The sequence below is a fragment of the Pseudomonas sp. Mb7 genome, assembly GCF_054790525.1.
This window is the reverse complement of the sequence record NZ_CP186501.1, coordinates 2,755,347-2,780,011: the sequence shown is the minus strand read 5'-3', so window position 1 is coordinate 2,780,011 and position 24,665 is coordinate 2,755,347. Positions and strand designations below refer to the sequence as shown.

The 24,665-nt window shown below is 57.5% G+C and carries 25 protein-coding genes; 11 read left to right on the top strand and 14 right to left on the bottom strand.

The window, feature by feature from the left end; all coding sequences use genetic code 11:
• Position 1: 1 nt before the first annotated feature.
• From alkB to ACOYXH_RS12645, 4 genes are all read right to left on the bottom strand, one after another.
• Positions 2–667 carry a DNA oxidative demethylase AlkB gene (alkB, locus tag ACOYXH_RS12660; protein ID WP_460410778.1) on the bottom strand — a complete coding sequence of 222 codons (666 nt, stop codon included), beginning with the start codon at positions 665–667 and terminating at the stop codon, positions 2–4.
• Between the two features lie 5 nt (positions 668–672).
• Positions 673–1,383 carry a 2OG-Fe(II) oxygenase gene (locus tag ACOYXH_RS12655; RefSeq protein ID WP_095126347.1) on the bottom strand — a complete coding sequence of 237 codons (711 nt, stop codon included), beginning with the start codon at positions 1,381–1,383 and terminating at the stop codon, positions 673–675.
• Positions 1,384–1,476: 93 nt separating this feature from the next.
• Complete coding sequence (locus tag ACOYXH_RS12650; RefSeq protein WP_176471335.1) at positions 1,477–1,644, bottom strand: hypothetical protein; 168 nt, start codon at positions 1,642–1,644, stop codon at positions 1,477–1,479.
• Between the two features lie 34 nt (positions 1,645–1,678).
• Positions 1,679–1,981, bottom strand: coding sequence for a DUF1883 domain-containing protein (locus ACOYXH_RS12645; RefSeq protein WP_007912251.1), 303 nt, complete (start codon positions 1,979–1,981; stop codon positions 1,679–1,681).
• A 210-nt stretch (positions 1,982–2,191) separates the two neighbouring features.
• Here ACOYXH_RS12645 and ACOYXH_RS12640 point away from each other — a divergent pair, with 210 nt between their 5' ends.
• Together ACOYXH_RS12640 and ACOYXH_RS12635 are read left to right on the top strand one after the other, a co-directional pair.
• Positions 2,192–2,548: a hypothetical protein gene (locus ACOYXH_RS12640; protein ID WP_095047784.1), complete on the top strand. Its 357-nt coding sequence runs from the start codon at positions 2,192–2,194 to the stop codon at positions 2,546–2,548.
• 71 nt (positions 2,549–2,619) lie between these two features.
• On the top strand, positions 2,620–2,850 hold the full coding sequence (locus ACOYXH_RS12635; RefSeq protein ID WP_008082673.1) for a hypothetical protein: 231 nt from the start codon (positions 2,620–2,622) through the stop codon (positions 2,848–2,850).
• 3 nt (positions 2,851–2,853) lie between these two features.
• Here ACOYXH_RS12635 and ACOYXH_RS12630 read toward each other — a convergent pair whose 3' ends face one another.
• Entirely contained in the window at positions 2,854–3,141 is a 288-nt protein-coding gene (locus tag ACOYXH_RS12630) for a hypothetical protein (protein WP_093431076.1), read from the bottom strand.
• 137 nt (positions 3,142–3,278) lie between these two features.
• Positions 3,279–3,464: a hypothetical protein gene (locus tag ACOYXH_RS12625; RefSeq protein ID WP_090283267.1), complete on the bottom strand. Its 186-nt coding sequence runs from the start codon at positions 3,462–3,464 to the stop codon at positions 3,279–3,281.
• 258 nt (positions 3,465–3,722) lie between these two features.
• Here ACOYXH_RS12625 and galU point away from each other — a divergent pair, with 258 nt between their 5' ends.
• Positions 3,723–4,562 carry a UTP--glucose-1-phosphate uridylyltransferase GalU gene (gene galU / locus ACOYXH_RS12620; RefSeq protein WP_093431079.1) on the top strand — a complete coding sequence of 280 codons (840 nt, stop codon included), beginning with the start codon at positions 3,723–3,725 and terminating at the stop codon, positions 4,560–4,562.
• 128 nt (positions 4,563–4,690) lie between these two features.
• Entirely contained in the window at positions 4,691–6,049 is a 1,359-nt protein-coding gene (gorA, locus tag ACOYXH_RS12615) for a glutathione-disulfide reductase (RefSeq protein ID WP_320413050.1), read from the top strand.
• On the opposite strand, the gene ACOYXH_RS12610 is transcribed toward gorA, so the two are convergent.
• On the bottom strand, positions 6,046–7,062 hold the full coding sequence (locus ACOYXH_RS12610; protein ID WP_095047782.1) for a DNA-binding protein: 1,017 nt from the start codon (positions 7,060–7,062) through the stop codon (positions 6,046–6,048). The two genes, gorA and ACOYXH_RS12610, sit on opposite strands and share 4 nt — an antisense overlap.
• Positions 7,063–7,239: 177 nt before the next feature.
• Here ACOYXH_RS12610 and ACOYXH_RS12605 point away from each other — a divergent pair, with 177 nt between their 5' ends.
• From ACOYXH_RS12605 to ahpF, 3 genes are all read left to right on the top strand, one after another.
• Positions 7,240–8,178, top strand: coding sequence for a site-specific integrase (locus tag ACOYXH_RS12605; RefSeq protein WP_095047781.1), 939 nt, complete (start codon positions 7,240–7,242; stop codon positions 8,176–8,178).
• 136 nt (positions 8,179–8,314) lie between these two features.
• A complete protein-coding gene (gene ahpC, locus ACOYXH_RS12600) occupies positions 8,315–8,878 on the top strand; it encodes an alkyl hydroperoxide reductase subunit C (RefSeq protein ID WP_047602282.1) in 564 nt (187 codons plus the stop codon).
• Positions 8,879–9,002: 124 nt separating this feature from the next.
• Positions 9,003–10,565, top strand: coding sequence for an alkyl hydroperoxide reductase subunit F (gene ahpF / locus ACOYXH_RS12595; protein ID WP_095047780.1), 1,563 nt, complete (start codon positions 9,003–9,005; stop codon positions 10,563–10,565).
• A gap of 253 nt (positions 10,566–10,818) precedes the next feature.
• On the opposite strand, the gene gloA is transcribed toward ahpF, so the two are convergent.
• Positions 10,819–11,340: a lactoylglutathione lyase gene (gloA, locus tag ACOYXH_RS12590; protein ID WP_007963339.1), complete on the bottom strand. Its 522-nt coding sequence runs from the start codon at positions 11,338–11,340 to the stop codon at positions 10,819–10,821.
• 139 nt (positions 11,341–11,479) lie between these two features.
• Between gloA and ACOYXH_RS12585 the strand changes: the two genes are divergently transcribed.
• On the top strand, positions 11,480–11,998 hold the full coding sequence (locus tag ACOYXH_RS12585; protein WP_460410777.1) for a DUF4946 domain-containing protein: 519 nt from the start codon (positions 11,480–11,482) through the stop codon (positions 11,996–11,998).
• Positions 11,999–12,217: 219 nt separating this feature from the next.
• Here the strand turns inward: ACOYXH_RS12585 and ACOYXH_RS12580 are convergent, their stop codons facing one another.
• A complete protein-coding gene (locus ACOYXH_RS12580; protein WP_093431101.1) occupies positions 12,218–12,583 on the bottom strand; it encodes a histone-like nucleoid-structuring protein, MvaT/MvaU family in 366 nt (121 codons plus the stop codon).
• Positions 12,584–12,818: 235 nt separating this feature from the next.
• Positions 12,819–14,354 carry an EAL domain-containing protein gene (locus tag ACOYXH_RS12575; protein ID WP_460410776.1) on the bottom strand — a complete coding sequence of 512 codons (1,536 nt, stop codon included), beginning with the start codon at positions 14,352–14,354 and terminating at the stop codon, positions 12,819–12,821.
• 363 nt (positions 14,355–14,717) lie between these two features.
• Between ACOYXH_RS12575 and hppD the strand changes: the two genes are divergently transcribed.
• A complete protein-coding gene (gene hppD, locus ACOYXH_RS12570; RefSeq protein WP_093431113.1) occupies positions 14,718–15,794 on the top strand; it encodes a 4-hydroxyphenylpyruvate dioxygenase in 1,077 nt (358 codons plus the stop codon).
• A 147-nt stretch (positions 15,795–15,941) separates the two neighbouring features.
• On the opposite strand, the gene rarD is transcribed toward hppD, so the two are convergent.
• The 4 genes from rarD to ACOYXH_RS12550 all read right to left on the bottom strand — a co-directional run bounded on the left by rarD (position 15,942) and on the right by ACOYXH_RS12550 (position 21,914).
• On the bottom strand, positions 15,942–16,823 hold the full coding sequence (gene rarD / locus ACOYXH_RS12565) for an EamA family transporter RarD (RefSeq protein ID WP_220556300.1): 882 nt from the start codon (positions 16,821–16,823) through the stop codon (positions 15,942–15,944).
• Positions 16,824–17,026: 203 nt separating this feature from the next.
• Positions 17,027–19,141: an acyltransferase family protein gene (locus ACOYXH_RS12560; protein ID WP_460410775.1), complete on the bottom strand. Its 2,115-nt coding sequence runs from the start codon at positions 19,139–19,141 to the stop codon at positions 17,027–17,029.
• A 113-nt stretch (positions 19,142–19,254) separates the two neighbouring features.
• Positions 19,255–20,268, bottom strand: a complete 1,014-nt coding sequence (locus ACOYXH_RS12555) for an aldo/keto reductase (protein WP_460410774.1) — start codon at positions 20,266–20,268, stop codon at positions 19,255–19,257.
• Positions 20,269–20,603: 335 nt separating this feature from the next.
• The gene (locus ACOYXH_RS12550) at positions 20,604–21,914 is read right to left on the bottom strand and encodes an MFS transporter (protein WP_220556298.1); all 1,311 of its coding nucleotides are present in this window, start codon (positions 21,912–21,914) and stop codon (positions 20,604–20,606) included.
• Between the two features lie 171 nt (positions 21,915–22,085).
• Here ACOYXH_RS12550 and ACOYXH_RS12545 point away from each other — a divergent pair, with 171 nt between their 5' ends.
• Together ACOYXH_RS12545 and ACOYXH_RS12540 are read left to right on the top strand one after the other, a co-directional pair.
• Positions 22,086–23,207, top strand: a complete 1,122-nt coding sequence (locus ACOYXH_RS12545) for a sugar diacid recognition domain-containing protein (protein ID WP_095050898.1) — start codon at positions 22,086–22,088, stop codon at positions 23,205–23,207.
• A gap of 134 nt (positions 23,208–23,341) precedes the next feature.
• Positions 23,342–24,481, top strand: a complete 1,140-nt coding sequence (locus ACOYXH_RS12540) for a glycerate kinase (RefSeq protein WP_220556297.1) — start codon at positions 23,342–23,344, stop codon at positions 24,479–24,481.
• Positions 24,482–24,665: the final 184 nt, after the last annotated feature.

The following is a 24,665-nucleotide window of genomic DNA, read 5'->3' as shown; positions in this document are numbered from 1 at the left end:
TTTAGCGAGCCAGCCGAAATGTCAGATTGATCCGCTGTTGACCCAAGCGCGGATGCTGACCTTGCTTGATTGGCAATACGCCGTGGTAGCGCAATCGGTCGACGCCGCCCCAGACCACCATGTCACCGTGCAGCAGCGAAATTCGCCGGGTCTTGTCGCTGCGCGCAAAACCGCCGAACAGAAATATGGCTGGTAATCCGAGTGACAGGGAAACGATCGGCGCGGCGTAGTTCTTTTCGTCTTTATCCTGATGCAATGACATTTTTGCGCCGGGGACATAGCGATTGATCAGGCAGGAATCTGCATTGAAGCCAGAGAAACCAGCTCGCTCGGCTGCCGAATGCGCCAGAGCAGCGAAGGATTTCGGCATCTGCGGCCAAGGCAGCCCGTTGAGCGGGTCGACACCTGAATAACGATAGCCGCTGCGATCAGTGATCCAGCCCCGCTCACCGCAACTGCTGGTGCCGACAGACATGCTGAAACCGCCCGGTGTGACCATGTGGCGCAAGGGGGCCACTGCGAGAACGGCGTCCAGTGCCGGCAGCAATTGATCGACAATCGGCAGGGCGAAGCCGCGCAATAGCCAGGATTGTTCGCCAATCTGTTCGGCTCGGGCGTGTTGTTCGGGTTCGTGGTCAGCGAACAGGTCGAGAGTTGTTGAGGACATGGCCATCAGGTTGCGTCGTGAAAGATGATGCCTAGGGTATGCCTTTTTCCACTGTGCAGGCGACTGACACCGTGGCGCATGGTCACCCGATAATCACCGCGCACGCCTTTGACGGGGCGCTGATTCACGGCAAAGATCAGCGCATCACCTTTCGTCAGATCGAGTACGTGCGGGCGAGATTGCATGCGCGGGCGTTGCTCGGTGAGAACGAACTCTCCGCCGTTGAAGTCTTGCCCGGGTTCTGACAGAAGAATCGCCACTTGCAGCGGAAAAACCGATTCGCCGTACAGGTCCTGATGCAGGCAGTTGTAGTCCTGCGGGCCGTACTGCAACAGAAGAGGGGTAGGACGTCGTTGGCCGGCGGCATGGCAGCGCTGAAGAAACTCGGCGTGGTTCGCCGGAAAACGTTCGGGCAGGTGCATGCGTTCGTACCAGCGATTGGCCAAGGGGACCAAGCGCGGATACAACGCGCAGCGAAGGCGTTCTACCGGTGTCGGCAGCGGATATCGAAAGTATTTGTACTCGCCGCGACCGAAACCGTGGCGGGCCATGATGACCTGCGATCGAAACGGTTCGGTCTGTGGATACAGCGCACTCAGGTGATCGCAGGTTTCGGCCAGCAGCAGCGAACGGATGATCGCGTAGCCGTCCTGATCCAGTTGCTGCGCAAGGCTTGCCCAGTCGAGCGAATCCAGACGCGAGGGTGACATCGACATGCTGACTCCTTGACGCTTGGTCGAAGAAAGTCAGTCTAGGCAGGACGTAGCGGCAGAACACTCCGCCGCTTGCGGTCGAATTCCTGTCGATGCTTACAGCGCTTTGCTGACGGCGATCTCGCTGATCACATCATCTTTGCCGTGGATCGCGTCAAGCGCAGCCTTGGCTTCTTCTTCAGTGCCGTTTTCCAGCTGCGCGAACTCGAAGCGGCGTTCACCGTTGAGTTTGTACTTGATGACATATTTGGTTGTTTGGGCCACGGTCATGCTTTCCTTTCTGGTCGGACGGCGTGTCTCAGCTGAGTTTGGTGCTGGAGCGACGGATGATCTTGATCGAGTGGGTCAGCGTCGGCTTGCGGGTTACGCTGATCGCACGGCGGTTGACCGTGTCTATGGTGATGTTCCAGAAACCGGTGCTCGGCGCGGTGATACGGGCCGGGAAGGTGTCGAAGGCGCCGCCGTGATAGGTGTGACGGCCGCCATTTTTGAAGCTGCGGAAGTTAGCGTCGTTCATCAGACGGATATTGCACATTTGCGAGCATTGAATGACGACGATGTCGTCTTCGTTGAGGTGTTCGCGCTGGTGAATGAATTTCATGGGCGCCTCCAGAAGGGCTTTTTCTACAAAATCAAAACGATAGCTTGTAATTGCGCGCAGTTTATCAGCCTGCACGGGTTATTATCTGGCCGTCGGGCGTTGGTTTGACAATTTTGAACAGATATTCGCAATCGGATGCGGGTTAAATGCAGAAGGCCCCGGAGAAAAACGGCATTTGTGCTGTCGGACGGTCTTTAACGGAGGTTTTGTATGAAGTGGGGTGTGGTGTGTCTGCCGTTGATTCTGGCTGTGGGTGGTTGTGCGAGTGTTTCCGAAATCAATGAAACGCTGCCGACCATGAGCGTGATCTCCGGCAAGAAACCCCATGAATATGCCCAGTGTCTGGCCGATAAACTGGCAGACAGCCGCGGCGCGCTGCAAGTACAGCCGCACAAGGACGGGGTTCAGGTCATCGTACCGGGGAAACTTTCTACCGGCGCAGCCGCGGTGTTTGATATCGAAGATCGCTCCGGTGGCAGCAGCATCAAGTTGCATGAGCGCATGTCGAACGTGCCGGTTCGCCCGCGTGACGTGCAAAAGGCCGCCAATGCGTGTATTTCCGGCTGATAGACTGACCGTCATCAGCACCGATGCCGTCGCAGTCATGCTGTGACGGCATTTTCATTTCTGGAGTCGCGATGAAGCGAGAGCAAGTACGGGAGCGCCACGTAGAGGGCCTGATCTCTGCCACCCATGTCATCCAGAACCCGGCGAATCCGGGTGAGTGGATCGTGTTTTTCAAGAAGAGCGCCGGGCGCAGCTACTTTCTGGTCGACGATAACGACGAAGTCGAATCCTTCAACCGTCTCGACGATCTGATCGAAGTCGTTCGTGGACTCGGGATCAAGTTCGCCGAAATTCATATGTAAGGTCTATTTGCAGACCACGACAACGCTGCGGTTCTTGTAGTTGCCGACATCAACGCCCAGGGTTTTGTCACTTTCCTTGGGCTGGGGTGTGCCGTCGGTGCCAACGATTCGGTAGCCAGTGCCCGCGCAGGAGGCATCGGCTTTTTCATAGCAGGTCGCCCAGGAATTCGCTTCACCGGAGCAATCGATCGACAGCCCCTGTTCACCATTGTTCAGGTATGTGGGTTGGGAGGTGGCGCAACCGGCCAGTGCCAATACCGCGATCAGGGGCAGCCATTTTTTCAGATTCATGTTTGTGGTCTTCAGCGAGGGAGGGACTAGACGCTCTGACAGCGCCGGTGTGAAAAGGTTATAGCGTTTGGCCACTTGTTTGTAGGTGGGCACAAAAAAGCCCTGCGCAAGGGCAGGGCTTGGGGTGTCGCAGTCGATCAGTCCTGATCTTTGCCACGGCGCTTGGCCGATGCCGGAGTGTCGGTGAACACTGCCGCTACATCGGTCGCCATTTGCTCGCTGTCGAAAGGCCCGGCGATGTGCTCGCCATTGGTCGTGGTCAGCGTCCACTTGCCGTCTTTCTTGTCGATCACATACCCGTTGACGATTTTTACCGCGGCCATCTATCTGTCTCGTTCGCTGGTTCAAAGGCGCCATGATACCGGCAAATGCTCGCATTGGGGGGCGATGAGCGTATGGTGATTCAGTTTGTCGACTGCTTTGAGCTACGCTGATCTGGCTGCGCCAGGATGTCGATGGAACTATCGGCGAGAATATTTCTCTATGTTGGCATCGGTTAGCCAGTGCGGGGCATTGTAAGGTGCACGCCGCCTGATTAGACTGCGCCGAAACTCGTACACACAGCCCTTTCAAGGACTTATATGATCAAGAAATGCTTGTTCCCAGCAGCCGGTTACGGTACTCGCTTCCTGCCAGCGACTAAAGCCATGCCTAAAGAAATGCTGCCGGTGGTAAACAAGCCACTGATCCAGTACGGCGTTGAAGAAGCTCTGGACGCTGGCCTGACGGAAATCTCCATCGTGACCGGTCGTGGCAAGCGTGCTCTGGAAGACCACTTCGACATCAGCTACGAGCTGGAAAACCAGATCAAAGGCACCGACAAAGAGAAATACCTGGTCGGTATCCGCAAACTGCTCGACTCGTGCTCGTTCTCCTACACCCGTCAAACCGAAATGAAAGGTCTGGGCCACGCGATCCTCACTGGTCGCCCGCTGATCGGTGACGAACCGTTCGCCGTGGTCCTGGCGGACGACCTGTGCGTCAACCTCGAAGGCGACGGCGTACTGACCCAGATGGTCAAGCTGTACAAGCAGTTCCGTTGCTCGATCATCGCCATCCAGGAAGTCGATCCGCAGGAAACCAGCAAGTACGGCGTTATCGCCGGCGAGATGATCCGCGACGACATCTACCGCGTTCACAGCATGGTCGAGAAGCCAAAGCCGGAAGACGCGCCGTCGAACCTGGCTATCATCGGTCGTTACATCCTGACTCCGGACATCTTCGACCTGATCGAACAAACCGAGCCAGGCAAGGGCGGCGAAATCCAGATCACCGACGCCCTGATGAAACAAGCTCAGAACGGCTGCGTGATGGCCTACAAGTTCAAAGGCAAGCGTTTCGACTGCGGTGGCGCTGAAGGCTACATCGAAGCGACCAACTTCTGCTTCGAGAACTTCTATAAGACTGGCAAGGCTTACTAAGAGCGCTTGATTGGTCTGTAAGAAAAACCCGCTTCGGCGGGTTTTTTCATTTTGCGCCCCCATATGACTGGCAGCGCTTGCCCAATGGGTGGCTGCAGGTATGCTGATCCCCTGCCGAGGAGATAGAAATGGCCTACGATTTTGACCTTTATGTGATTGGTGCCGGTTCCGGCGGTGTGCGCGCTGCGCGTTTTGCGGCCGGTTTCGGTGCGAAAGTGGCGGTGGCGGAGAGCCGTTATCTGGGCGGGACCTGCGTCAATGTCGGCTGTGTGCCGAAAAAGCTGCTGGTGTACGGCGCGCATTTCGCCGAAGACTTTGAGCAGGCGTCCGGTTTTGGCTGGAGCCTGGGCGAAGCGAATTTCGACTGGGCGACGCTGATCGCCAACAAGGATCGTGAGATCAATCGCCTCAACGGCATCTATCGCAATCTGCTGGTCAACAGCGGCGTGACCTTGCATGAAGCGCACGCGAAGATCGTTGGCCCGCATGAAGTTGAAGTGAATGGTGAGCGTTTTACAGCGAAAAACATTCTGATCGCTACCGGTGGCTGGCCGCAGATTCCGGAGATTCCGGGGCGCGAGCACGCGATCGGTTCCAATGAGGCGTTCTTCCTCAAGGAGCTGCCAAAGCGTGTACTGGTGGTTGGCGGCGGTTACATCGCCGTCGAATTTGCCGGGATCTTCCACGGCCTTGGCGCGAACACCACGCTGCTGTATCGCGGCGATCTGTTCCTGCGCGGCTTCGATGGTTCGGTGCGCAAGCATTTGCAGGAAGAGCTCACCAAGCGTGGTCTGGACCTGCAGTTCAATGCCGACATCGCGCGTATCGACAAGCAGGTCGATGGCAGTTTGAAAGCCACCCTTAAAGATGGTCGTGTGCTGGAGGCGGATTGCGTGTTCTACGCCACGGGTCGGCGTCCGATGCTCGACAATCTGGGGCTGGAAAACACCGATGTGCAGCTCAACGACAAAGGCTTCATCAAAGTCGACGAGCAGTATCAGACCAGCGAGCCATCGATTCTGGCGCTGGGCGATGTCATTGGTCGTGTGCAACTGACGCCGGTGGCGCTGGCTGAAGGGATGGCTGTGGCACGACGTCTGTTCAAGCCAGAGCAATACCGTCCGGTGGATTACAAGATGATCCCGACGGCGGTGTTCAGCCTGCCGAACATCGGCACGGTCGGTTTGACCGAAGAAGAAGCGCGCGAGGCTAGCCACGACGTGGTGATTTTCGAAAGCCGGTTCCGGCCTATGAAGCTTACCCTGACCGAATGCCAGGAAAAAACCCTGATGAAACTGGTGGTCGACGGCAAGACCGACAAAGTCCTCGGCTGCCACATGGTCGGCCCGGACGCTGGTGAGATCGTCCAGGGCCTGGCGATTGCCTTGAAAGCTGGCGCAACCAAGCGCGACTTCGACGACACGATCGGGGTGCACCCGACGGCCGCCGAGGAGTTCGTCACCATGCGTACGCCGGTCGGCGCTTAAGCGTCTTTCGGCTTGGCTGAGTCTGGCGCTGCCGCAACGGCAGCCGCCAGACGCTGGCTTTCTTCCAGGCTTGCCTGAGCCTTATTCAATTCCTTTTCCAGTGACTGGTTGAGCAGCGTCTGCTCCTCGATGCTCTGTTTGAGTGTCTGGCTTTCCAGCGTGGCCACGCGCAGGCGTTCCTGGAGGAGGGTGCGTTCGCTGTCGACGCGGGTCGCTTGCTCCAGCAATTGGTCCTGACGCTGATTACTCTGCTTGAGCTGATCCTGCAGCAGACTCAGTTCGCGCTGCGTGCCACGGTTTTCCGTGAGCAGGCGTTCGTTGTCGCGGTGCAGTTGCGTGATCTCGTCCTGACGAACCAGTGCGCTTTGCTGCGCCTGACGCAGTTCGGCCTGAATCTGTTGCACCTGCGCTTCGTGGCGGCTCTGTTCCTGCTCGCGCTGCTCTTTGCTGGCGTTGCGGTAGTGCTCCAGCGCGTCACGGGCATGCAGGTGTTTTTCTTCCAGCGAGCGGATTTGCTCGTCCTTGTCCTGCAAGCGCAACTCAAAGTCGGCCAATGCCTGATTCAGCCCGGCATTGCGGGTCTGCTCGGTTTGCAGCATCGAGCGTGTGTTGTTCAGCGCTTCGGATTCACGTGCCAGTGCAGCGCCTTGAATGTCGTGCTCGTGTTCGAGCTTTTCCAGTGCCTGACGCGTCTGTTGCAGCTCCGACTCCAGTGCTTCGCGCTGCTCCTCGAACTGCTCGCGGGCTTGCTCGATGGGCTCTTGCGCTTGTTCTTTGAGGCGTTGGGCGAGCCTGGAGACGAGGGCGGTCAATTCGTCATCGATAGGCTCAGCCGAGGCTTCAACGGGCTGAGCGCCGTCATCCAGTTCTTTCAAATAGCGATGGATCGTGGTTTTCGAGCCGGTGTTGCCCATTTCAATGCGTACTGCATCGATGCTCGGGTGTTCGCCACGGGCGAGGATCGCTGTGCGCGCGATCTGCACCAGTGCTTTGGTAATGCCGCCACGGGCCATGTGAACTCCTACGGTTACGTACTGTGGTACATGCCACTAAAGTACGCAGTGTACCATCTCAAAAATAAAGATAAACCTTTGATAACCAAGACGCGGGATATACTGGTATTACCCAGTGTCAGACGGCAAAATGCGTTTCTGCATCCCTGTCTCAGTACGCCAGCGAGAAAACAGCCCATGAGCGATCTGGATCGCTATCTGCAAGCCGCCACCCGTGACAACACGCGCCGTAGCTATCGCGCGGCCATCGAGCATTTTGAAGTGAAGTGGGGCGGGTTCTTGCCGGCGACGGCCGACAGCGTCGCGCGGTATCTGGTGGCGCACGCCGAGGAGTTGTCGATCAATACGTTGAAACTGCGTCTGTCGGCGCTGGCGCAGTGGCACAACAGCCAAGGGTTTGCCGACCCGACCAAGGCGCCGGTGGTGCGCAAGGTTTTCAAAGGGATTCGGGCTTTGCATCCAGCGCAGGAGAAACAGGCTGAGCCGTTGCAGTTGCAGGATTTGCAGCGCGTCATCGACTGGCTGGAGCATGAGGCGCAAACCGCAAAAGAGCAGCAGGATCGTCCGTCACTGCTTAAGGCTTATCGTGATCGCGCCTTGATCCTGCTGGGATTCTGGCGCGGCTTCCGCAGCGATGAGTTGTGTCGCTTGCAAATCGAACACGTGCAAGCGCATGCCGGCAAAGGCATCACCTTGTATTTACCACGCAGCAAGGGTGATCGGGAAAATCTCGGGCAGACCTATCAAGCGCCGGCGCTGCTCAAGCTGTGCCCGGTGCAGGCCTATATCGACTGGATCACCGAAGCGGCGCTGGTACGCGGCCCGGTTTTCCGCAGCATCGACCGCTGGGGCAATCTGAATGAGGAGGGCCTGCACGCCAACAGCATCATTCCTTTGCTGCGCCAGGCGTTGCAGCGTGCCGGCATTGCCGCCGAAAACTACACCAGCCACTCCCTGCGTCGCGGCTTTGCCACGTGGGCACACCAAAGTGGCTGGGATCTGAAATCGTTGATGAGTTACGTCGGCTGGAAGGATATGAAGTCCGCGATGCGCTATGTTGAAGCCAGCCCATTCCAGGGGATGGCTCGGATTACGGATAAACCGGCTACGTCGTAGAGATCGTTTTCTTCTATTAATACAGTCAGCTAATAGCGAAAACAAATCAGCAGCATCAGGTTTGCCAATGAGCCATCCGTCGAGTGAGTGGGTAGGATTCACCCATCGAATTCACAACCCTGACGGAGAGTCATCAATGCCTATCATCAACAGCCAAGTAAAACCGTTCAAAGCTACCGCGTTCAAAAACGGCGACTTCGTTCAAGTCTCGGACGCTGACCTGAAAGGCAAGTGGTCGGTTGTATTCTTCTACCCAGCCGACTTCACCTTCGTTTGCCCAACCGAGCTGGAAGACCTGGCTGACAACTACGCTGCTTTCCAGAAACTGGGCGTAGAGATCTACAGCGTTTCCACCGACACCCACTTTGCCCACGCTGCCTGGCACAACACTTCGCCAGCCATTGGCAAAATCGAATACACCATGATCGGCGACCCGACCCACGTCATCTCCCGCAACTTCGACGTGCTGATCGAAGATGCTGGTCTGGCTGACCGTGGCACCTTCGTGATCAACCCTGAAGGCCAGATCAAAATCGTTGAACTGAACGATGGCGGCGTTGGCCGTGACGCTTCCGAGCTGCTGCGCAAGATCAAGGCTGCTCAGTACGTTGCTGCTCACCCAGGCGAAGTTTGCCCAGCCAAGTGGAAAGAAGGCGAGGCCACTCTGGCGCCGTCCCTGGACCTGGTCGGCAAGATCTAAGTCTGTGACACGCAACTCAGGGCGGTACGCCGCACCTTCTTAAGTACGCTGCACCGCCCAATAAAAATGCCCGGGCGAGATTCGCTCGGGCTTTTTTTCGCCTCAAATAAAGGAAATCGCCCGTATGTTGGACGCCAATCTTAAAGCCCAGTTGAAATCGTACCTGGAACGGGTCACCCAGCCGATCGAGATCGTTGCCTCCCTCGACGACGGTGCGAAATCCCGTGAAATGCTGGAACTGCTGAAAGACGTTGCCAGTCTTTCGAGCCAAATTACCTTGATCGACAGCGGTGACGATACACGCAAGCCATCGTTCTCGATCAACCGCCCGGGCGCCGACATCAGTCTGCGTTTCGCCGGCATCCCGATGGGCCACGAGTTCACCTCGCTGGTGCTGGCCCTGCTGCAAGTCGGCGGCCACCCATCGAAAGCCAGTGTTGAAGTGATCGAGCAGATCCGCTCGCTCAAAGGCCAGTTCAGCTTCGAGACGTATTTCTCGCTGTCCTGCCAGAACTGCCCGGACGTGGTCCAGGCGCTGAACCTGATGGCCGTGCTCAACCCGAACATCCGCCACGTCGCCATCGACGGCGCGTTGTTCCAGGACGAAGTCAACGATCGCAAGATCATGGCCGTGCCGAGCATCTACCTCAACGGTGAGAACTTTGGTCAAGGCCGCATGGGTCTGGAAGAAATCCTCGCCAAACTCGACACCGGCGCGATCGAGCGCCAGGCTGAGAAAATCAGCGCCAAAGAGGCCTTTGATGTGTTGGTCGTCGGTGGTGGCCCGGCCGGTGCGTCGGCAGCGATTTACGCTGCACGTAAAGGTATCCGCACTGGCGTCGCCGCTGAGCGTTTCGGCGGGCAGGTGCTCGACACCATGGCCATCGAGAACTTCATTTCCGTACAGGAAACCGAAGGGCCGAAACTGGCCACGGCGCTGGAAGAACACGTCAAACAGTACGACGTCGACATCATGAACCTGCAACGCGCCGACAAGTTGATCCCGGGCAAAAACGGCGAGCTGCACGAAGTCCGTTTCGCCAGCGGCGCGACCCTCAAAGCCAAGAGCGTGATTCTCGCGACCGGTGCGCGCTGGCGTGAAATGAACGTGCCGGGCGAGCAGGAATACCGCAACAAAGGCGTGGCATACTGCCCGCACTGTGACGGTCCGCTGTTCAAAGGCAAGCGCGTGGCGGTGATCGGCGGCGGTAACTCCGGCGTTGAAGCGGCCATCGATCTGGCCGGCATTGTCTCGCACGTCACGCTGCTGGAGTTCGACGTACAGCTGCGCGCCGACGCCGTATTGCAGCGCAAACTGCACAGCCTGCCGAACGTCACGGTGATCACCAGTGCGCAAACCACTGAAGTCACCGGCAATGGCGAGAAGGTCAACGGCCTGCGCTACAAGGATCGCAACACCGATGAGTTGCGTACTGTCGAGCTGGAAGGGATCTTCGTGCAGATCGGTTTGCTGCCGAATACTGACTGGCTGAAGGGCACCATCGAGTTGTCGCCGCGTGGCGAGATCATCGTCGACAACCGGGGTGAAACGTCGATTCCGGGCATCTTCGCTGCCGGCGACGTGACCACCGTGCCGTACAAGCAGATCGTGATCGCGGTGGGCGAGGGCGCCAAGGCTTCGTTGAGTGCTTTCGATCACCTGATCCGCACTTCGGCTCCGGCGTAAGCGTCCAGCCAGAAATGAAAAAACCCGTGAGCGATCACGGGTTTTTTATTGCATCTGAAAAGCTGCCCCTCACCCCAGCCCTCTCCCGAAGGAGAGGGAGCCGACCGAGGTGTCTGGCGCTGTCCGTCGACCTGAAAGATCCAGTCGATTATGGATTCAACGCCAATCGTTCAAGTCGGCGTAATTCTCCAATATCCCCCAATCAGTTCCCTCTCCCTATGGGAGAGGGTTAGGGTGAGGGGCTTTTCAGTCTTTACAGCGGCGCAGGCTGAATGATCTCGACCCAGTAACCATCCGGATCCTTGATGAAAGCCAGGCTCTTCATGCGGCCATCGGTCAGGCGCTTCTGGAAGTCGCAGCCCAACTCTTCAAAGCGCGCACAGGCCGCGACGATATCCGGCACCGAAATGCAGATATGACCAAAACCACGCGGGTCGGTATTGCCGTTGTGATAGGCAAAATCCGCATCGTTTTCGGTGCCGTGGTTATGGGTCAATTCGAGAATGCCCGGGATCGATTTCATCCACTCAGTGCGGGCAGCCGCGTCGGCCGGGATCTGCGCTTTGTCGACCAGTGCGAGGAAGTACAGGCTGAACTCGGCTTCCGGGAAATCGCGTTTCTCCACCAGCGAGAAGCCCAGGACGCGGGTGTAGAAGTCCAGGGATTTGGTGATGTCTTTGACGCGCAACATGGTGTGGTTGAAAACGAAGTTGCGGGTTGCGCTGTCTGGGGTGGCGGTGACGCCGGGGAACGTATTGAGTTCGTGCAGGCTCATGGGCCCTCCAATAACTATGGGCGAGTGAATGGACGCAATGATACGCATGCCTGTCGGCATCGCCAAATGAAAGGGCAGGCTTGCCCTGCGTGCGGGCGAGCCTCAGACTTTACGGCTCAATCTGCGAGTGCGTCCGGCAATGATCCGACTGTTCAAATCCGTGTTTGTTTTTTTTGTGTTGTCGCTTGTGGCGGTCAGCGCGTCAGCGGACGAACCAAGCATTACCTGGCCAGCCGGTTGGCAAGTCGAGGCGCTGCCCGAGGCAGCTGCACAGGTTTCCCGTCAGCGCGCGGTCAAGAATGACGCCGATGGCAATCAGGTGATGGTCATGGAATTGACCATGACTCATGTCGAAGCAGGGCATCAGGTCAATTTGCAGGGCGTGCTGCTGGAGATGCGCAAGTCGATACAGAAGGACTTTTTCCAGAGCGGTTACCAAAGCGTCTGCAACAAAGTGCATCCGGCGACGCTGGGTACTTTGCCGGCACTGGAAACCACTTGCACCATCACCGAAAACGGTCGGCATGTGTTGTCGCAAACCCTAGTGGCGGCAGTCGAGGCGGACAAGGCTTATGTTCTTTCCTACGCCGGGCAAGCTGAGATTTATAAGGCCAGCGCAGACGAGATAGTGGCGCTGAGAAACAGCTTGAAACTTTAAGGTGCTGTACTCTTCACGGAGAAGGTTAGATACCCGAACGGATTAAGCACAAAGTTTAATGGCGGCCTTGATCGCAACATCGCGCCGCAAAATGTTTAGCTTTATGACTCAGCAACGTTACAGAAAACCCGCAACTTGTTCGATGAAATTCATTTCATTTGTTAGATATTGTCAACAAAAAAGCCCTGCGTCATGCAGGGCTTTTTTGTTGGCGTTGGATTAACCGCGCAACCAGGAATCAACGGTGGCTGCACCGTATTGTTCCTTCCAGGCTTTCAGGCCACGGTGATTGCCGCCCTTGGTTTCGATCAGTTCACCGGTATGCGGATTCTGATAAACCTTGACCACGCGAGCGCGGCGGGTTTTAGGGGCTGCAGAGGTCTGCAAAGCGGATTTTGCCGGGTTCGGATCGAGGATGGCGACGATGTCCTTCAGGCCTTTGCCGTAGGTTTTCATCAGCCCCTGGAGCTTTTCTTCGAATTCGATTTCTTTCTTGAGCCCGGCATCGTTCTTCAGCGATTCCAGCTGTTTGAGCTGTTCCTGAAGGGCCTTTTCAGCTGCACGAAATTCAGCGAGTCTGGACAATATCTTTACTCCAATAGTGTGTTTGGCTGATACCAACCGCAAACAAAGCTAATAAGCCAAGAGCCTTGAAGCGACTCGGTGATAAATGGCTCCCCTGCCAATCTTGCTCAGGTTGAAAAAATTGTAGTAGTTAATGCGCCAAGAGTAAATCCTGATGTTGTCCTCATGTAACAACAGCGGTCTTTTGTATCAATTTGGTGCGCCTGTCCGGTACGCTCGTCTTAATCCGGCTTAGTTAATGGTGAGTTAATGCGCTGATGAATTCCGTAGCCGGCATCGGTTTGCCGAACAGATACCCTTGCAGGAAGTTGACGTGATGTGCGGTCAGATAATCGGCTTGCGCCTGAGTTTCGACACCTTCGGCAACAATACCCAGATCAAGCTTGGCCGACAGGTCGATAATGGTATCGAGAATGTGTCGGGACAACGCATCGACGCCGATCATGGCGACGAAACTCTGATCGATCTTGAGGAAATCCACATTGAATTTGCGCAAGTAGCCCAGGCTTGAGTGGCCGGTGCCGAAGTCGTCAATCGCGATCTTCACGCCCAGCGCGTGCAGTTGCTCGAATAGCTGGCGAGTGATGTCGGTCGGCTCGATCAATTCGCGCTCGGTCAACTCCAGCACCAGGTTGATGCTGTCGGCGGCGAACGCGGCGAGAAACGTTCGACAATCCTCCACCAGTTCCAGGTCTTTGCAATGGCTCGCGGTGATATTGATGCCGATATGAAATGGCGCGGTGAACGTTGCTGATAGCGGCCCCAGCAGCGCGGCAGTTTGTTGCATCAGGACGCGGGTCATCGGCACGATCAATCCCGAATGCTCGGCGAATGGAATAAACAGATCCGGACGTACCAGGCCTTCTTTCGGGTGAGTCCAGCGCATCAACACTTCAGCTCCCGACCATGCCTTGCTGTCGCCATGCACCACGGGCTGGAAGTAGGGAATGAACTCGCCAGCCTCGAGCGCGCGGAGCATTTCGTGGCTCGGTGAAGTGGAGCGCTTCTGCAGGACATGGCCGATGGCCCCCGACACCACGCCAAAAAAAATCAGCAGACTGAACAGCGGCGGATATTCATCGACCATGTAGCGCCAGGTTTCGCCCTCGGGAAACCCGGCAGAAACACTGAACGCATAACGGGAGGAGGCTAGGGTGTTTTGCGCTATCGGCAGCGTGGGGAGGGTACCGGTCTGGACTTTGCCGTCGCCCGATAGCCAGTTATCGCCCACTTGCAGCACCAGCAACATGTGCCGGCCGATCAAACGCAACATGTTGCTTAGATGGTAACCGTCCAGTGTCGTCAATGCGCCGCCGCGACCTTCGCTGAGCCGATAAACCAGCAGCGCGGTGTTGGGGGTGACCGGATTGCCGTTCATCAGCCACAACTTGCCCTGGTTGTAGTCGCCCGCGTTGACGGCTTCCTTGAAGTCGCCAAACAAAGAGCTGCAATAAAGGTTGTCGTCCCACACCAGATTGGTCGAGCGCACGAACGGGCGGCGGGTTACTTGCTCGCGCAAGGCGAGTTTGACGTTTTCGCAATTCTGACCGGCCAATGGCAGCAATTCGCGCGCCGCTTGCGCGGTGTTGTCGAGCATCAACTCGAACTGGTGCAGCGCCTCTTCGGCGGTCTGTTGTGAGCCTTGCTCCAGCGTGCGTCCGGCCTGCATGTAAAGAATGGCGCTGCCCAGCAGCACCGGAAGCAAACCGCTGAACAGCGTGACGGCGATGCGGGTGCTGCGTTTGCGGCGGGGTCTGACGGTCAACGGCATGGGCGCATCCTGTTGCGGGGGAGTGGGACTCTCGAACGCAGGCCGGATAACGGCGCGCCGCTGAAAAGCATAGTGCAACAAAGCCCTTGCGCCGGGCGCCAAAAAGCGGATTTTATAGGGAGGGCAGACAAGCCTATTTACGCTGTGTAGAATCGGGTTACGCATACAATAATAATCGTCTTCTGGCAGCAGAAGCCTCGCCCGCAAGAGCCTTGGGTCGACAATGAAGATATTCGGGTTTCAACTGATCTACGGTGACTTCCTCGCCCGCAGTGTGCGTGGCATCTCCTGTGCGCCACCCACCGACCTCGCATGACTGACAAATAACCCTGGTTAATTGATAAGAAATGATGAGGCGCCACCATGGCAGATTTATACGAAAACCCAATGGGCCTGATGGGCTTTGAATTCATTGAGCTCGCATCGCCGGTGCCGGGCACCCTGGAGCCGATCTTCGAGATCATGGGCTTCACCAAAGTCGCGACCCACCGCTCCAAGAACGTGCACCTGTACCGTCAAGGCGCAATCAACCTGATCCTCAACAACGAACCGAACAGCGTGGCGTCGTACTTCGCCGCCGAACACGGCCCATCCGTGTGCGGCATGGCGTTCCGCGTCAAGGATTCGCAAAAAGCCTACAACCGCGCACTGGAACTCGGCGCTCAGCCGATCCATATCGAAACCGGTCCGATGGAGCTGAACCTGCCGGCGATCAAAGGCATTGGCGGCGCGCCGCTGTACCTGATCGACCGCTTCGGCGAAGGCAGCTCGATCTATGACATCGACTTCGTGTTCCTCGAAGGCGTTGATCGCAACCCGGTCGGTGCCGGCCTGAAGATCATCGACCACCTGACCCACAACGTCTATCGCGGTCGCATGGCCTACTGGGCGAACTTCTACGAGAAGCTGTTCAACTTCCGCGAGATCCGTTACTTCGACATCAAGGGCGAGTACACCGGCCTGACCTCGAAAGCGATGACCGCACCGGACGGCATGATCCGCATCCCGTTGAACGAAGAGTCGTCCAAAGGCGCTGGCCAGATAGAAGAGTTCCTGATGCAGTTCAACGGTGAGGGCATCCAGCACGTTGCGTTCCTCACCGATGACCTGATCAAGACCTGGGATCAGTTAAAGAAGATCGGCATGCGTTTCATGACCGCGCCGCCAGATACTTACTACGAAATGCTCGAAGGTCGCCTGCCGAACCACGGCGAGCCGGTTGATCAGCTGCAATCGCGCGGCATCCTGCTCGACGGCGCCTCGGAGCAGGGCGATAAGCGCCTGCTCCTGCAGATCTTTTCGGAAACCCTGATGGGCCCGGTGTTCTTCGAATTCATCCAGCGCAAAGGCGATGATGGTTTCGGCGAAGGCAACTTCAAGGCCCTGTTCGAGTCGATCGAGCGCGATCAGGTGCGTCGTGGTGTGCTTGCCACTGAGTAATCCGCCACTGAAATGAAAAAATCCCGGCCTGCTGAAATGCAGAGTCGGGATTTTTTTTGTAGATCAAAAGATCGCAGCCTTCGGCAGCTCCTACAGGAAAAACGCATTCCAAATGTAGGAGCTGCTGAAGGCTGCGATCTTTCGCTTTTAAGGACGGCGTTGGCGCATCAGGTGTTTGAAGCCTTCGAAGACCAGCACCACAACGGCCAGCCAGATCGGAATATACGTCAGCCACTCCCCGGACTTGATGCTCTCACCGAGCAACAACGCCACACCGAGCAACAGCACCGGCTCAACATAACTCAACAAGCCAAACAGACTGAACGGCAGCAAGCGGCTGGCAATGATGTACACCACCAGTGCCGACGCACTGATCAATCCCAGCAACGGAATCAGCCACATCAGCCCCGGGTACTGATCGAACACGCCGAAGCCTTGCTCGCCACCCTGCACAAACCAGTACGCCACCGGCAGCATCAGGGTCATGTCGACCCACAAGCCACCCAGGTTGTCAGTCTTGAGGTATTTGCGCAGCACGAAGTACAGCGGATAGCCGACCACCACCACCAGTGTTGCCCAGGAAAATCCGCCGACTTGATACAGCTCGTTCAAAACGCCCAGGGTGGCGAAGAACACCGCGATCTTTTGCAAATAAGACAGGCTCTCGCCGTAGGCAATCCGTCCGGTCAGCACCATCGCCAGTGGCAACAGAAAGTAGCCCAGCGACACGTCGAGGCTGTAGCCATTGAGCGGCGCCCACATGAACAGCCACAGTTGCACGCCGAGCAGGGCAGAGGAGACGAGCAGGCCGGCGATCAATTTCGGCTTTGCCGCCATCAACCGCACCAGCTCCAGCACCCGCCGCCATTCCCCGGACACCAGCATGAACACGGTCATGCACGGCACCGTCAGGAGCATCCTCCAGCCAAAGATCTCCACGCCGCTCAACGGTGTGAGCAACGAGGTGTAGTAATACATGACGGCAAACAGCACCGAGGCCGAAACCGATAGAGCGATACCTTTAGACAAACTGTCCTCGCGGGTTGATGGTCAAACGGGGCGCGAAGGATACGTGGTTTTTGTGCTGAATATTGGGCAGATGCTCAATATTCTTCACACATATACCGTCTAGGCGTTGCCGCAGGCTGCGATCTTTTGGTCTTGCCTTTAAAAAGTCGAAGATCGTAGCCTGCGGCCATTCCTCCACAAGCGTAGTCAGTGCCAGGAAAACATCACTGAGCAACCTTCAACGGATTACCGAAGCGCTTGAGGTACATCTCGCCGAACTTGTAAGAGGCGTAATCGGTGACGTGACCAATATCACGATAGACCGGCAAGCCATCGACGGTGGTCATACACGCGTCGTCTTTGCATTGCACGATTTTCGGGTCAATGACGATCAAGCCGGGATATTCAGCCTTCAGGTCATTGAAGAGTTTTTCCAGCACCGGCTCTTTGGCACCTGACCATGGCGCTGTGGCGCAGAGACTGCTTTGCTCGGCACTGCCCATCAAGCCGCGCAACTTGACCTGTTGCAGCAGGCAGGTGTTGATCCCGGCAGGCATGGGCAGCGTGTTTTCCAGAAGGACCGGCGTAGCGCCTGACTCGACAATCTTGTCCAGCGCCTTGCGGATCGCGGTGCCGAGGCGTTGTTGCGACAGTTCCGGGCTGCGCGGGTCGTCCCGTCTGGTGACGATGTCGTCGTCGAGATAGGCCTCCCAGAACTGACCCACGATCACATACTTGAAATGCTGCTTCGCAATCATCTCGTAATAGCGTTGAGTGGCGTTATGGCATTTTTGATACAGCCCGTTCGTGTATTTACTCTCGTCATAGAGGTAGATCCCGGGCAAGGCCAGGCACGCCGGGTAACCCTGTGTGAGGACGGCAAGGTTGGCATCCCTGGCCAGTGTTTCAACGAAACCCCAGTAATGATTCGAAAACGAATCGCCCATCAGCAATATTTGCGGCGCGGCCTGCACGGCGCCTGATATGCAGCCAGGATCGGCGCCATCGCTGACGCCCAGGCATCCTTCCCGATTGGCTGGAACAGAGGCTTTCAAGCCATTGAACACCTCGTTATAGCCTTGGTTGAAACGGTCGGGCCAGCCTTCATGTCTGACGCTGGCAGCGTGGAGCAGCGACAGACCGATAGCCGGTACGATCATTAGCACGGCCAGCGTTTTGGCAAAGCCGAGCCTGGCCTTTCGAAACCGGTTTTCGACCAGCACATAGCAGAGCCAGGCCAGGACGAACGTCGAAACAAAGTAAAAGATGATCATCGGCGGGGTGAGGGCGATGCCCATGTAACTCATCACCGCCAGGATCGGCCAGTGCCACAAATACAAGGAGTACGAGAGCGTGCCGATAAACACCAGCGGTTTGAAGGCCAGCAGTTTCGAGGTGATGCTTGCATCACCAATACCCTGGAACAGCAACGCTGCAGTGGCCAGGCACACGGCAATGGCGTGGTACTGCGGGAAGCCCGGCAGGATATCGTCGAGGGTGGCGCAATAGATAATCGTGACAAGCGCAAGTGCACAGACCAGAGAGGCGCTCAGGCGATTGAGCCTGAACTTGCCTGTGCCGAAGATGACTGCGCAGGAGCCAATCATCAATTCGAAAATTCGCGCGGTGAAGAAGTAGTAATTTTTTTCTGGATTGGTGTAAGACAGGTACAGCGCGAGCGCCATTGCCGCCAGGGTCAAACCGAGCACCGCCGCTTTGAAAACGCTTTTTGCCAGATAGCGGTTAAACAACCAGAGGCCCAGCGGCAGGGCCAGATACCACTGCCATTCGATGGCCAGTGACCAGGTGTGCAGCAGTGGCAGGCTCGCCGTATCCGGCGTGGCGTAACCCGTTGTCACTTTGGAAAAGTATTGGTTGGAGATGATTAACGACGTGTACTTTTCGCTTTTGAGAAAATCGACATAGTCATCGGGCAAATACAGCAGCGTGCTGACTATCAGCGTAACGACCAGCAACGCAATCACGGCCGGTTGCAAGCGCCAGATTCGACGCGTGTAGAACCCCGAGAAAGTGAACGTGCCGTTGTTCAGCGATTTCATGATGATCGCGGTCGTCAGATAACCCGAGATCACGAAGAAGATATCGACGCCAATAAAACCGGACGGAAAAAGCGCCAGACCGCCGTGAAAAATCAATACCAACAACACCGCGATTGCGCGCAGTCCGTCAATATCCGCACGGTATTCAATCGATGGTTTGCGCTTGCCGGTAGTCGCGTTTGCTTGCGAGGAAGAGGGATCGCGCAGCTTATCGCCTGGCAGTTTGAACAGCAGACTGCGCAAAAGCTTGCTGGAAACCGCAACGGGGCGATTGGGCATTTATCAGTCCTTGGTTATTTCTGAACGATCAATCAACTCATTCCGTTTGATCGCGCTTTGATCCGCTGAAAAAACAGCCGAGGGTGTCGGCTGTCGAAGAGAGGCGGGCAAACTCAAGCCTGGTGCGGTTTACGCCCCGACACAAAATGACTCACATCGTTGAATCCAGGTGTCGATGAGTGCCCTGGCGTGACCAGCGAATCGATAAATGCCTCATCTTCAGCGGTGATCTTCACGGTCTGCGCCTTGGTGTACGCATCCCATTGCTGCTCCGTCCGCGGTCCGACGATCGCCGACGTCACAGCACTGTTGTTCAACACCCAAGCGATCGCAAACTCCACAATTGCGACGCCGCGCTGCTCGGTGTACTGCTGAATCTGTTGGGCAATACGCAGCGACTCGACGCGCCATTCGGTTTCCAGAATGCGCTTGTCCTGACGTCCGGCGCGGCTGTTGGCGTCCGGTTTGGCGTCCGGTGCGTATTTGCCGCTCAGCACGCCCCGGGCCAGCGGGCTGTAAGGCACCACGCCAAGGCCATAGCTTTGCGCTGCTGTGATCTGCTCGGTCTCGGCCTGACGGTTAACGATGTTGTACAGCGGCTGGCTGATCACCGGGCGGTCAACACCGAGTTTATCGGCGATACGAATCACCTCGGCGATCCGCCAGCCGCGATAGTTGGACAACCCCCAGTAGCGAATCTTGCCCTGACGGATCAGATCGCCAATCGCCGACACGCTGACTTCAAGCGGTGTGTTGTGGTCTTCACGGTGCAGGTAATAAATGTCGAGATAGTCGGTGCCGAGCCGAGTCAGGCTGGCATCGATGCCATTGAAGATATGTTTGCGGCTCAAGCCGCTGCGGTTTGGCACGCCGTCCACCGGGCCGAAACCGACCTTGGTCGCCAGCACCCATTCATGCCGATGCCGGGCAATTGCTTCACCGACGATCTCTTCGGAGCGGCCGTTGGTGTAGACATCGGCGGTGTCGATGAAATTGATCCCCTGATCCCAGGCTTTGTCGATGATGCGCAGCGAATCCTCTGCGCTGGTCTGCTCGCCAAACATCATCGTGCCGAGGGTGAGGGTGGACACCTGTAACCCTGAGTGCCCGAGAGTGCGAAAGCTCATGCCGAAATCCTTTTGTCGGTGGGAAAGCCCTAATCAAATACCAGAAGCGCGTGACGCGGCAAAGTGAATTATTAGCTCAATACAGCCCTCACCCTAACCCTCTCCCAAGGGGAGAAGGGACTGACCGAGGTGTTTGAGCGAGGTACACCGACGTGCAATACCGAGTCGAACTCGGATCCTGAATAGCCCGGCAATCGGCTCCCTTTCCCCCTCGCCCCCCTGGGGGAGAGGGCTGGGGTGAGGGGGAAAAGGATCTACAGAACACCACAAACTCCAAGCCGAACCCCCAATAAAAAACGACCCTGAAAAGGGCCGTTCTTCCGTGCATCAAAAACTCAAGCCCGCAACGTCCGCGTCATGCGCAACGCCAGCAGACTCCCGCCCACAATCACACCCGCCAACAGATACAACGCCGCATCGGTCGAACCGGTGCTGTCCTTTACCCAACCCACCAGGTACGGACTGAGGAACCCGGCCATCTGCCCCATCGAGTTGATCAACGCCAGACCACCGGCCGCAGCCCCGGCGCTCAACATGGCTGTCGGCACTGGCCAGAACATCGGCAGGCCGGTCAGCGCGCCCATGGTGGCGATGGTCAAACCCAGAATCGCAATGGCCGGGTTGGCCGCGAAATTCACCGCAATCACCAGACCGATCGCGCCCATCAGCATCGGCACCACCAAATGCCAGCGGCGTTCTTTGCGCAGGTCCGCCGAGCGCCCGACCACCAGCATGAACACCGCCGCCAGCAGATACGGAATCGCACTCAGCCAACCGATCACCAGGTTATCGCTGAAGCCAAGGTTCTTGATGATCGACGGCAGCCAGAAGTTGATCGCGTACACGCCGCTCTGGATGCAGAAGTAGATCAGGCCAAACGCCCAGATCGCCGGGTTCTTGAACACCGCCAGCAGCGAGTCGGAGGTGGTTTTCGGTTTGTTCGCCAAATCTTCGGCCTGATCCGCTTCCAGCACTGCACGCTCATGCGGGCTCAGCCACTTGGCGTTGGCGAAGCTGTCGCTCAGCAGGAAATAGGCGAGGGCGCCGAGGATGACGGTAGGAATGCCTTGCAGCAGAAACATCCACTGCCAGCCGGCCAGACCGCCCTGGCCCGCAGCAAAGTGATTGAGGATCCAGCCCGAGAAAGGGCTACCGAGCAAACCGGACACCGGGATCGCCGACATGAACAGCGCCATGATCCGCCCACGGCGGAAGGTCGGGAACCACTGCGAGAGGTACAAAACAACGCCCGGGAAGAACCCGGCTTCAGCCGCACCGGTGAACAGCCGCAGGGTGTAGAACTCGGTCGGGGTGGTGACGAACAACAGGCAGGTCGACAGCGTGCCCCAAGTGATCATCATCACCGCGATCCAGCGCCGTGGGCCGAATTTGGTCAACGCCAGATTGCTCGGCACGCCGCACAGCACGTAGCCGATGAAGAAGATACCGGCACCGAGGCCGTACACGGTTTCGCTGAATTTCAGGGCATCAAGCATCTGCAATTTGGCAAATCCAACGTTGACCCGGTCGAGGTAGTTGAACAAGTAGCAGATGAAAATGAAGGGGATCAAACGCAGGGTGATGCGTTTATAAACGGCGTTTTTACCGTCATCGATGGTCTGGGTAGCTGCGGCGCTCTGCGACATAGCGGCTCTCTCTTTATTATGATTTTTTGCGATGCAAAGGTTAACGTTGATCGCCCCGAGAGTCTCGGCCACCTTTGGCTGGATTGTCTTTGTGCCTGCGCACAGGGTTTGCCGTCAGACCCTGTGCGGGTGAACAACCGCCAGTGCCATAAATCAAGGATTGCCGCCGCTATGTTTGAACTCGATCACGACCTCGCCCAGGATATCGTCGACCGGGCCATGGCCATTTTGCCCTACAACGTCAACGTCATGGACAGCCAGGGGCTGATCCTCGGCAGCGGTGAACCGGAGCGCATCAACACCCGTCACGAAGGCGCGCAACTGGTGTTGGCCAACGGTCGCGTGGTCGAGATCGACGCGCAGACCGCCGTGCATTTGAAGGGCGTGCAACCGGGGATCAACCTGCCGCTGTTGCTCGATCAGCGCTTGATCGGAGTACTTGGCATCACTGGCGAACCGGAGCAGTTGCGCACTTACGCCGAACTGGTGCGCATGACCGCCGAAATGCTCGTTGGCCAGCGCAATCAGCAGGCCGAGCAGCAATGGCGGCGCCAGCGTTGTGATGATTTGCTGGCGCTGCTGCTGAGCGAGGCGGGGGATTCGCCGCGTCTGGTCGATGAGGCGCAGCAACTTGGCCTCAAACCGCAATTGACGCGGGTGCCGTATCTGTTCGAGCTGGGTCTTGAGCATGGGCCGGGGCAAACCGTTGAGGCGTTGAGTGCCTGGCTGACGTCGCGTTATCCCGATAGCTGGTGCGTGAGTTCGGCGAAGTCGTCACTGCTGTGGTGTCGGCCGGCGAGTCAAAACGTCGAGCATGATCGCTTGCTGGAAAAACTCGACGGCCTCGGCTGGAAGATTCTGCGCATTGCCGTGGGCGGGCAGGCCGATGGACTCGCCGGGCTGCGCCGTTGTTATCGCCGCGTGGGCGACTTGCTCGCCTATGGTCGCGAAGTGTTGCCGCATTCGCGATTGCTGACGCTGAACCGCTATCGATTGCCAGTGATGTTGTGGCGGCATCGTAACGATGATGCACTGGACGAATTGCTCAAACCGTTGCGCAAGGTGATCGCTAAGGACGGCAACGGCCAGTTGCTGGCGACGTTGCGCAGTTGGTGTGAGCACGATGGCCAGAGTCAGGCCTGCGCCGATGCCTTGGGCATTCATCGCAACAGTTTGCGTTATCGGATGGAGCGGATTGCCGAGTTGAGTGGGGTTGATCCGCTGCGGCTCGATGGGATGCTGGCGCTGTATCTTGGGGTGCAGCTGTTACCCCAGACAGATCTGTCGGCGTGAGGTGATTTTGAGGCCGCCACTTTCCCTGTCTTTGTGAAAATGAACAATAAACGCCCCCGCCACTTGTGCAGCGGACAGGCGTCAAGGCGCAGGCCGACTGGCAGCATGAGGGGCATTGCAACCGGAGAATTCCCATGAAGATTGTCATCGCCCCCGACTCGTTCAAGGACAGCCTCAGTGCCCAAGGCGTCGCCGAAGCCATTGCCCTCGGCCTGGCCCAGATCTGGCCGCAGGCAACGATGATCAAATGCCCGATGGCTGATGGCGGCGAAGGCACGGTCGAATCGATTCTGGCTGCCTGCGAAGGCGAACTGCGCCGTACCCGCGTGCGTGGCCCGCTGGGCACAGCCGTCGACGCCGCGTGGGGCTGGTTGCCGCACAACCACACGGCAATTATCGAAATGGCCGAGGCCAGTGGCTTGCAATTGGTACCGCTGGGGCAACGCGATGCCTGCATCAGCAGCACCTTCGGTACCGGCGAACTGATTCGCGCAGCGCTGGATGCCGGCGCGCAACGGGTGATTCTGGCGATTGGCGGCAGTGCCACCAACGATGGTGGCGCCGGGGCGATGCAGGCGCTGGGCGTGAAGTTGCTCGATGCACAGAATCAAGCGTTGGTGGCCGGTGGCTTGGCCCTGGCGCAACTGGCACGCTTGGACTTGAGCGAACTCGACCCGCGGCTGGCGCAGGTGCGTTTCGATATCGCCGCTGATGTGAACAATCCGCTGTGTGGCCCACACGGTGCCTCGGCGATTTTCGGTCCGCAGAAAGGTGCATCGCCGGCGCAAGTGCAGCAACTCGATCAGGCGTTGGGCCACTTCGCCGAACTGTGTGCACAAGCGTTGGGCAAAGACGTCCGCGATGAACCGGGTAGCGGTGCGGCGGGCGGTTTGGGGTTTGCGGCGAAGGCTTTTCTCGGCGCGCAGTTTCAAGCCGGGGTGGAAGTGGTCGCCGAACTGGTTGGCCTTGCCGAAGCGGTCAAAGGCGCTGATCTGGTGATCACCGGAGAAGGGCGATTCGATGCGCAGACCTTGCGCGGCAAGACCCCGTTCGGTGTTGCGCGGATTGCCAGGCAGCACGACGTCCCGGTCATTGTCATCGCCGGGACGTTGGGCGAGGGTTATCAAGAACTTTACGAACACGGTATCGATGCGGCATTTGCCGTGACCAGCGGCCCGATGACACTGGAACACGCCTGTGCCGAAGCACCGCGTCTGTTGCGTGAACGCGCCACCGACATCGCCCGCGTCTGGCAGCTTGCCGCCAAACGCTGAGCCAGATCGGGATCTACCCCTGAAGGAGCTGCCGCAGGCTGCGATCTTTTGATTTTGCTTTTAAAAGCTCAAATCAAAAGATCGTCCGATCGCGGCCCGAGCCTTCGGCGGCTCCTACACCAAGCGATCAACAGTGTTTCATTGTTGTAACACCCGGAAAAATAGTTGCTATTGACCCGCAATC

Coding starts and splice junctions, on each gene's coding strand:
- alkB (WP_460410778.1), bottom strand. CDS start 667: ATGTCCTCAACAACTCTCGACCTGTTCGCTGACCACGAACCCGAACAA.
- ACOYXH_RS12655 (WP_095126347.1), bottom strand. CDS start 1,383: ATGTCGATGTCACCCTCGCGTCTGGATTCGCTCGACTGGGCAAGCCTT.
- ACOYXH_RS12645 (WP_007912251.1), bottom strand. CDS start 1,981: ATGAAATTCATTCACCAGCGCGAACACCTCAACGAAGACGACATCGTC.
- ACOYXH_RS12640 (WP_095047784.1), top strand. CDS start 2,192: ATGAAGTGGGGTGTGGTGTGTCTGCCGTTGATTCTGGCTGTGGGTGGT.
- ACOYXH_RS12635 (WP_008082673.1), top strand. CDS start 2,620: ATGAAGCGAGAGCAAGTACGGGAGCGCCACGTAGAGGGCCTGATCTCT.
- ACOYXH_RS12630 (WP_093431076.1), bottom strand. CDS start 3,141: ATGAATCTGAAAAAATGGCTGCCCCTGATCGCGGTATTGGCACTGGCC.
- ACOYXH_RS12625 (WP_090283267.1), bottom strand. CDS start 3,464: ATGGCCGCGGTAAAAATCGTCAACGGGTATGTGATCGACAAGAAAGAC.
- galU (WP_093431079.1), top strand. CDS start 3,723: ATGATCAAGAAATGCTTGTTCCCAGCAGCCGGTTACGGTACTCGCTTC.
- gorA (WP_320413050.1), top strand. CDS start 4,691: ATGGCCTACGATTTTGACCTTTATGTGATTGGTGCCGGTTCCGGCGGT.
- ACOYXH_RS12610 (WP_095047782.1), bottom strand. CDS start 7,062: ATGGCCCGTGGCGGCATTACCAAAGCACTGGTGCAGATCGCGCGCACA.
- ACOYXH_RS12605 (WP_095047781.1), top strand. CDS start 7,240: ATGAGCGATCTGGATCGCTATCTGCAAGCCGCCACCCGTGACAACACG.
- ahpC (WP_047602282.1), top strand. CDS start 8,315: ATGCCTATCATCAACAGCCAAGTAAAACCGTTCAAAGCTACCGCGTTC.
- ahpF (WP_095047780.1), top strand. CDS start 9,003: ATGTTGGACGCCAATCTTAAAGCCCAGTTGAAATCGTACCTGGAACGG.
- gloA (WP_007963339.1), bottom strand. CDS start 11,340: ATGAGCCTGCACGAACTCAATACGTTCCCCGGCGTCACCGCCACCCCA.
- ACOYXH_RS12585 (WP_460410777.1), top strand. CDS start 11,480: ATGATCCGACTGTTCAAATCCGTGTTTGTTTTTTTTGTGTTGTCGCTT.
- ACOYXH_RS12575 (WP_460410776.1), bottom strand. CDS start 14,354: ATGCCGTTGACCGTCAGACCCCGCCGCAAACGCAGCACCCGCATCGCC.
- hppD (WP_093431113.1), top strand. CDS start 14,718: ATGGCAGATTTATACGAAAACCCAATGGGCCTGATGGGCTTTGAATTC.
- ACOYXH_RS12560 (WP_460410775.1), bottom strand. CDS start 19,141: ATGCCCAATCGCCCCGTTGCGGTTTCCAGCAAGCTTTTGCGCAGTCTG.
- ACOYXH_RS12555 (WP_460410774.1), bottom strand. CDS start 20,268: ATGAGCTTTCGCACTCTCGGGCACTCAGGGTTACAGGTGTCCACCCTC.
- ACOYXH_RS12550 (WP_220556298.1), bottom strand. CDS start 21,914: ATGTCGCAGAGCGCCGCAGCTACCCAGACCATCGATGACGGTAAAAAC.
- ACOYXH_RS12545 (WP_095050898.1), top strand. CDS start 22,086: ATGTTTGAACTCGATCACGACCTCGCCCAGGATATCGTCGACCGGGCC.
- ACOYXH_RS12540 (WP_220556297.1), top strand. CDS start 23,342: ATGAAGATTGTCATCGCCCCCGACTCGTTCAAGGACAGCCTCAGTGCC.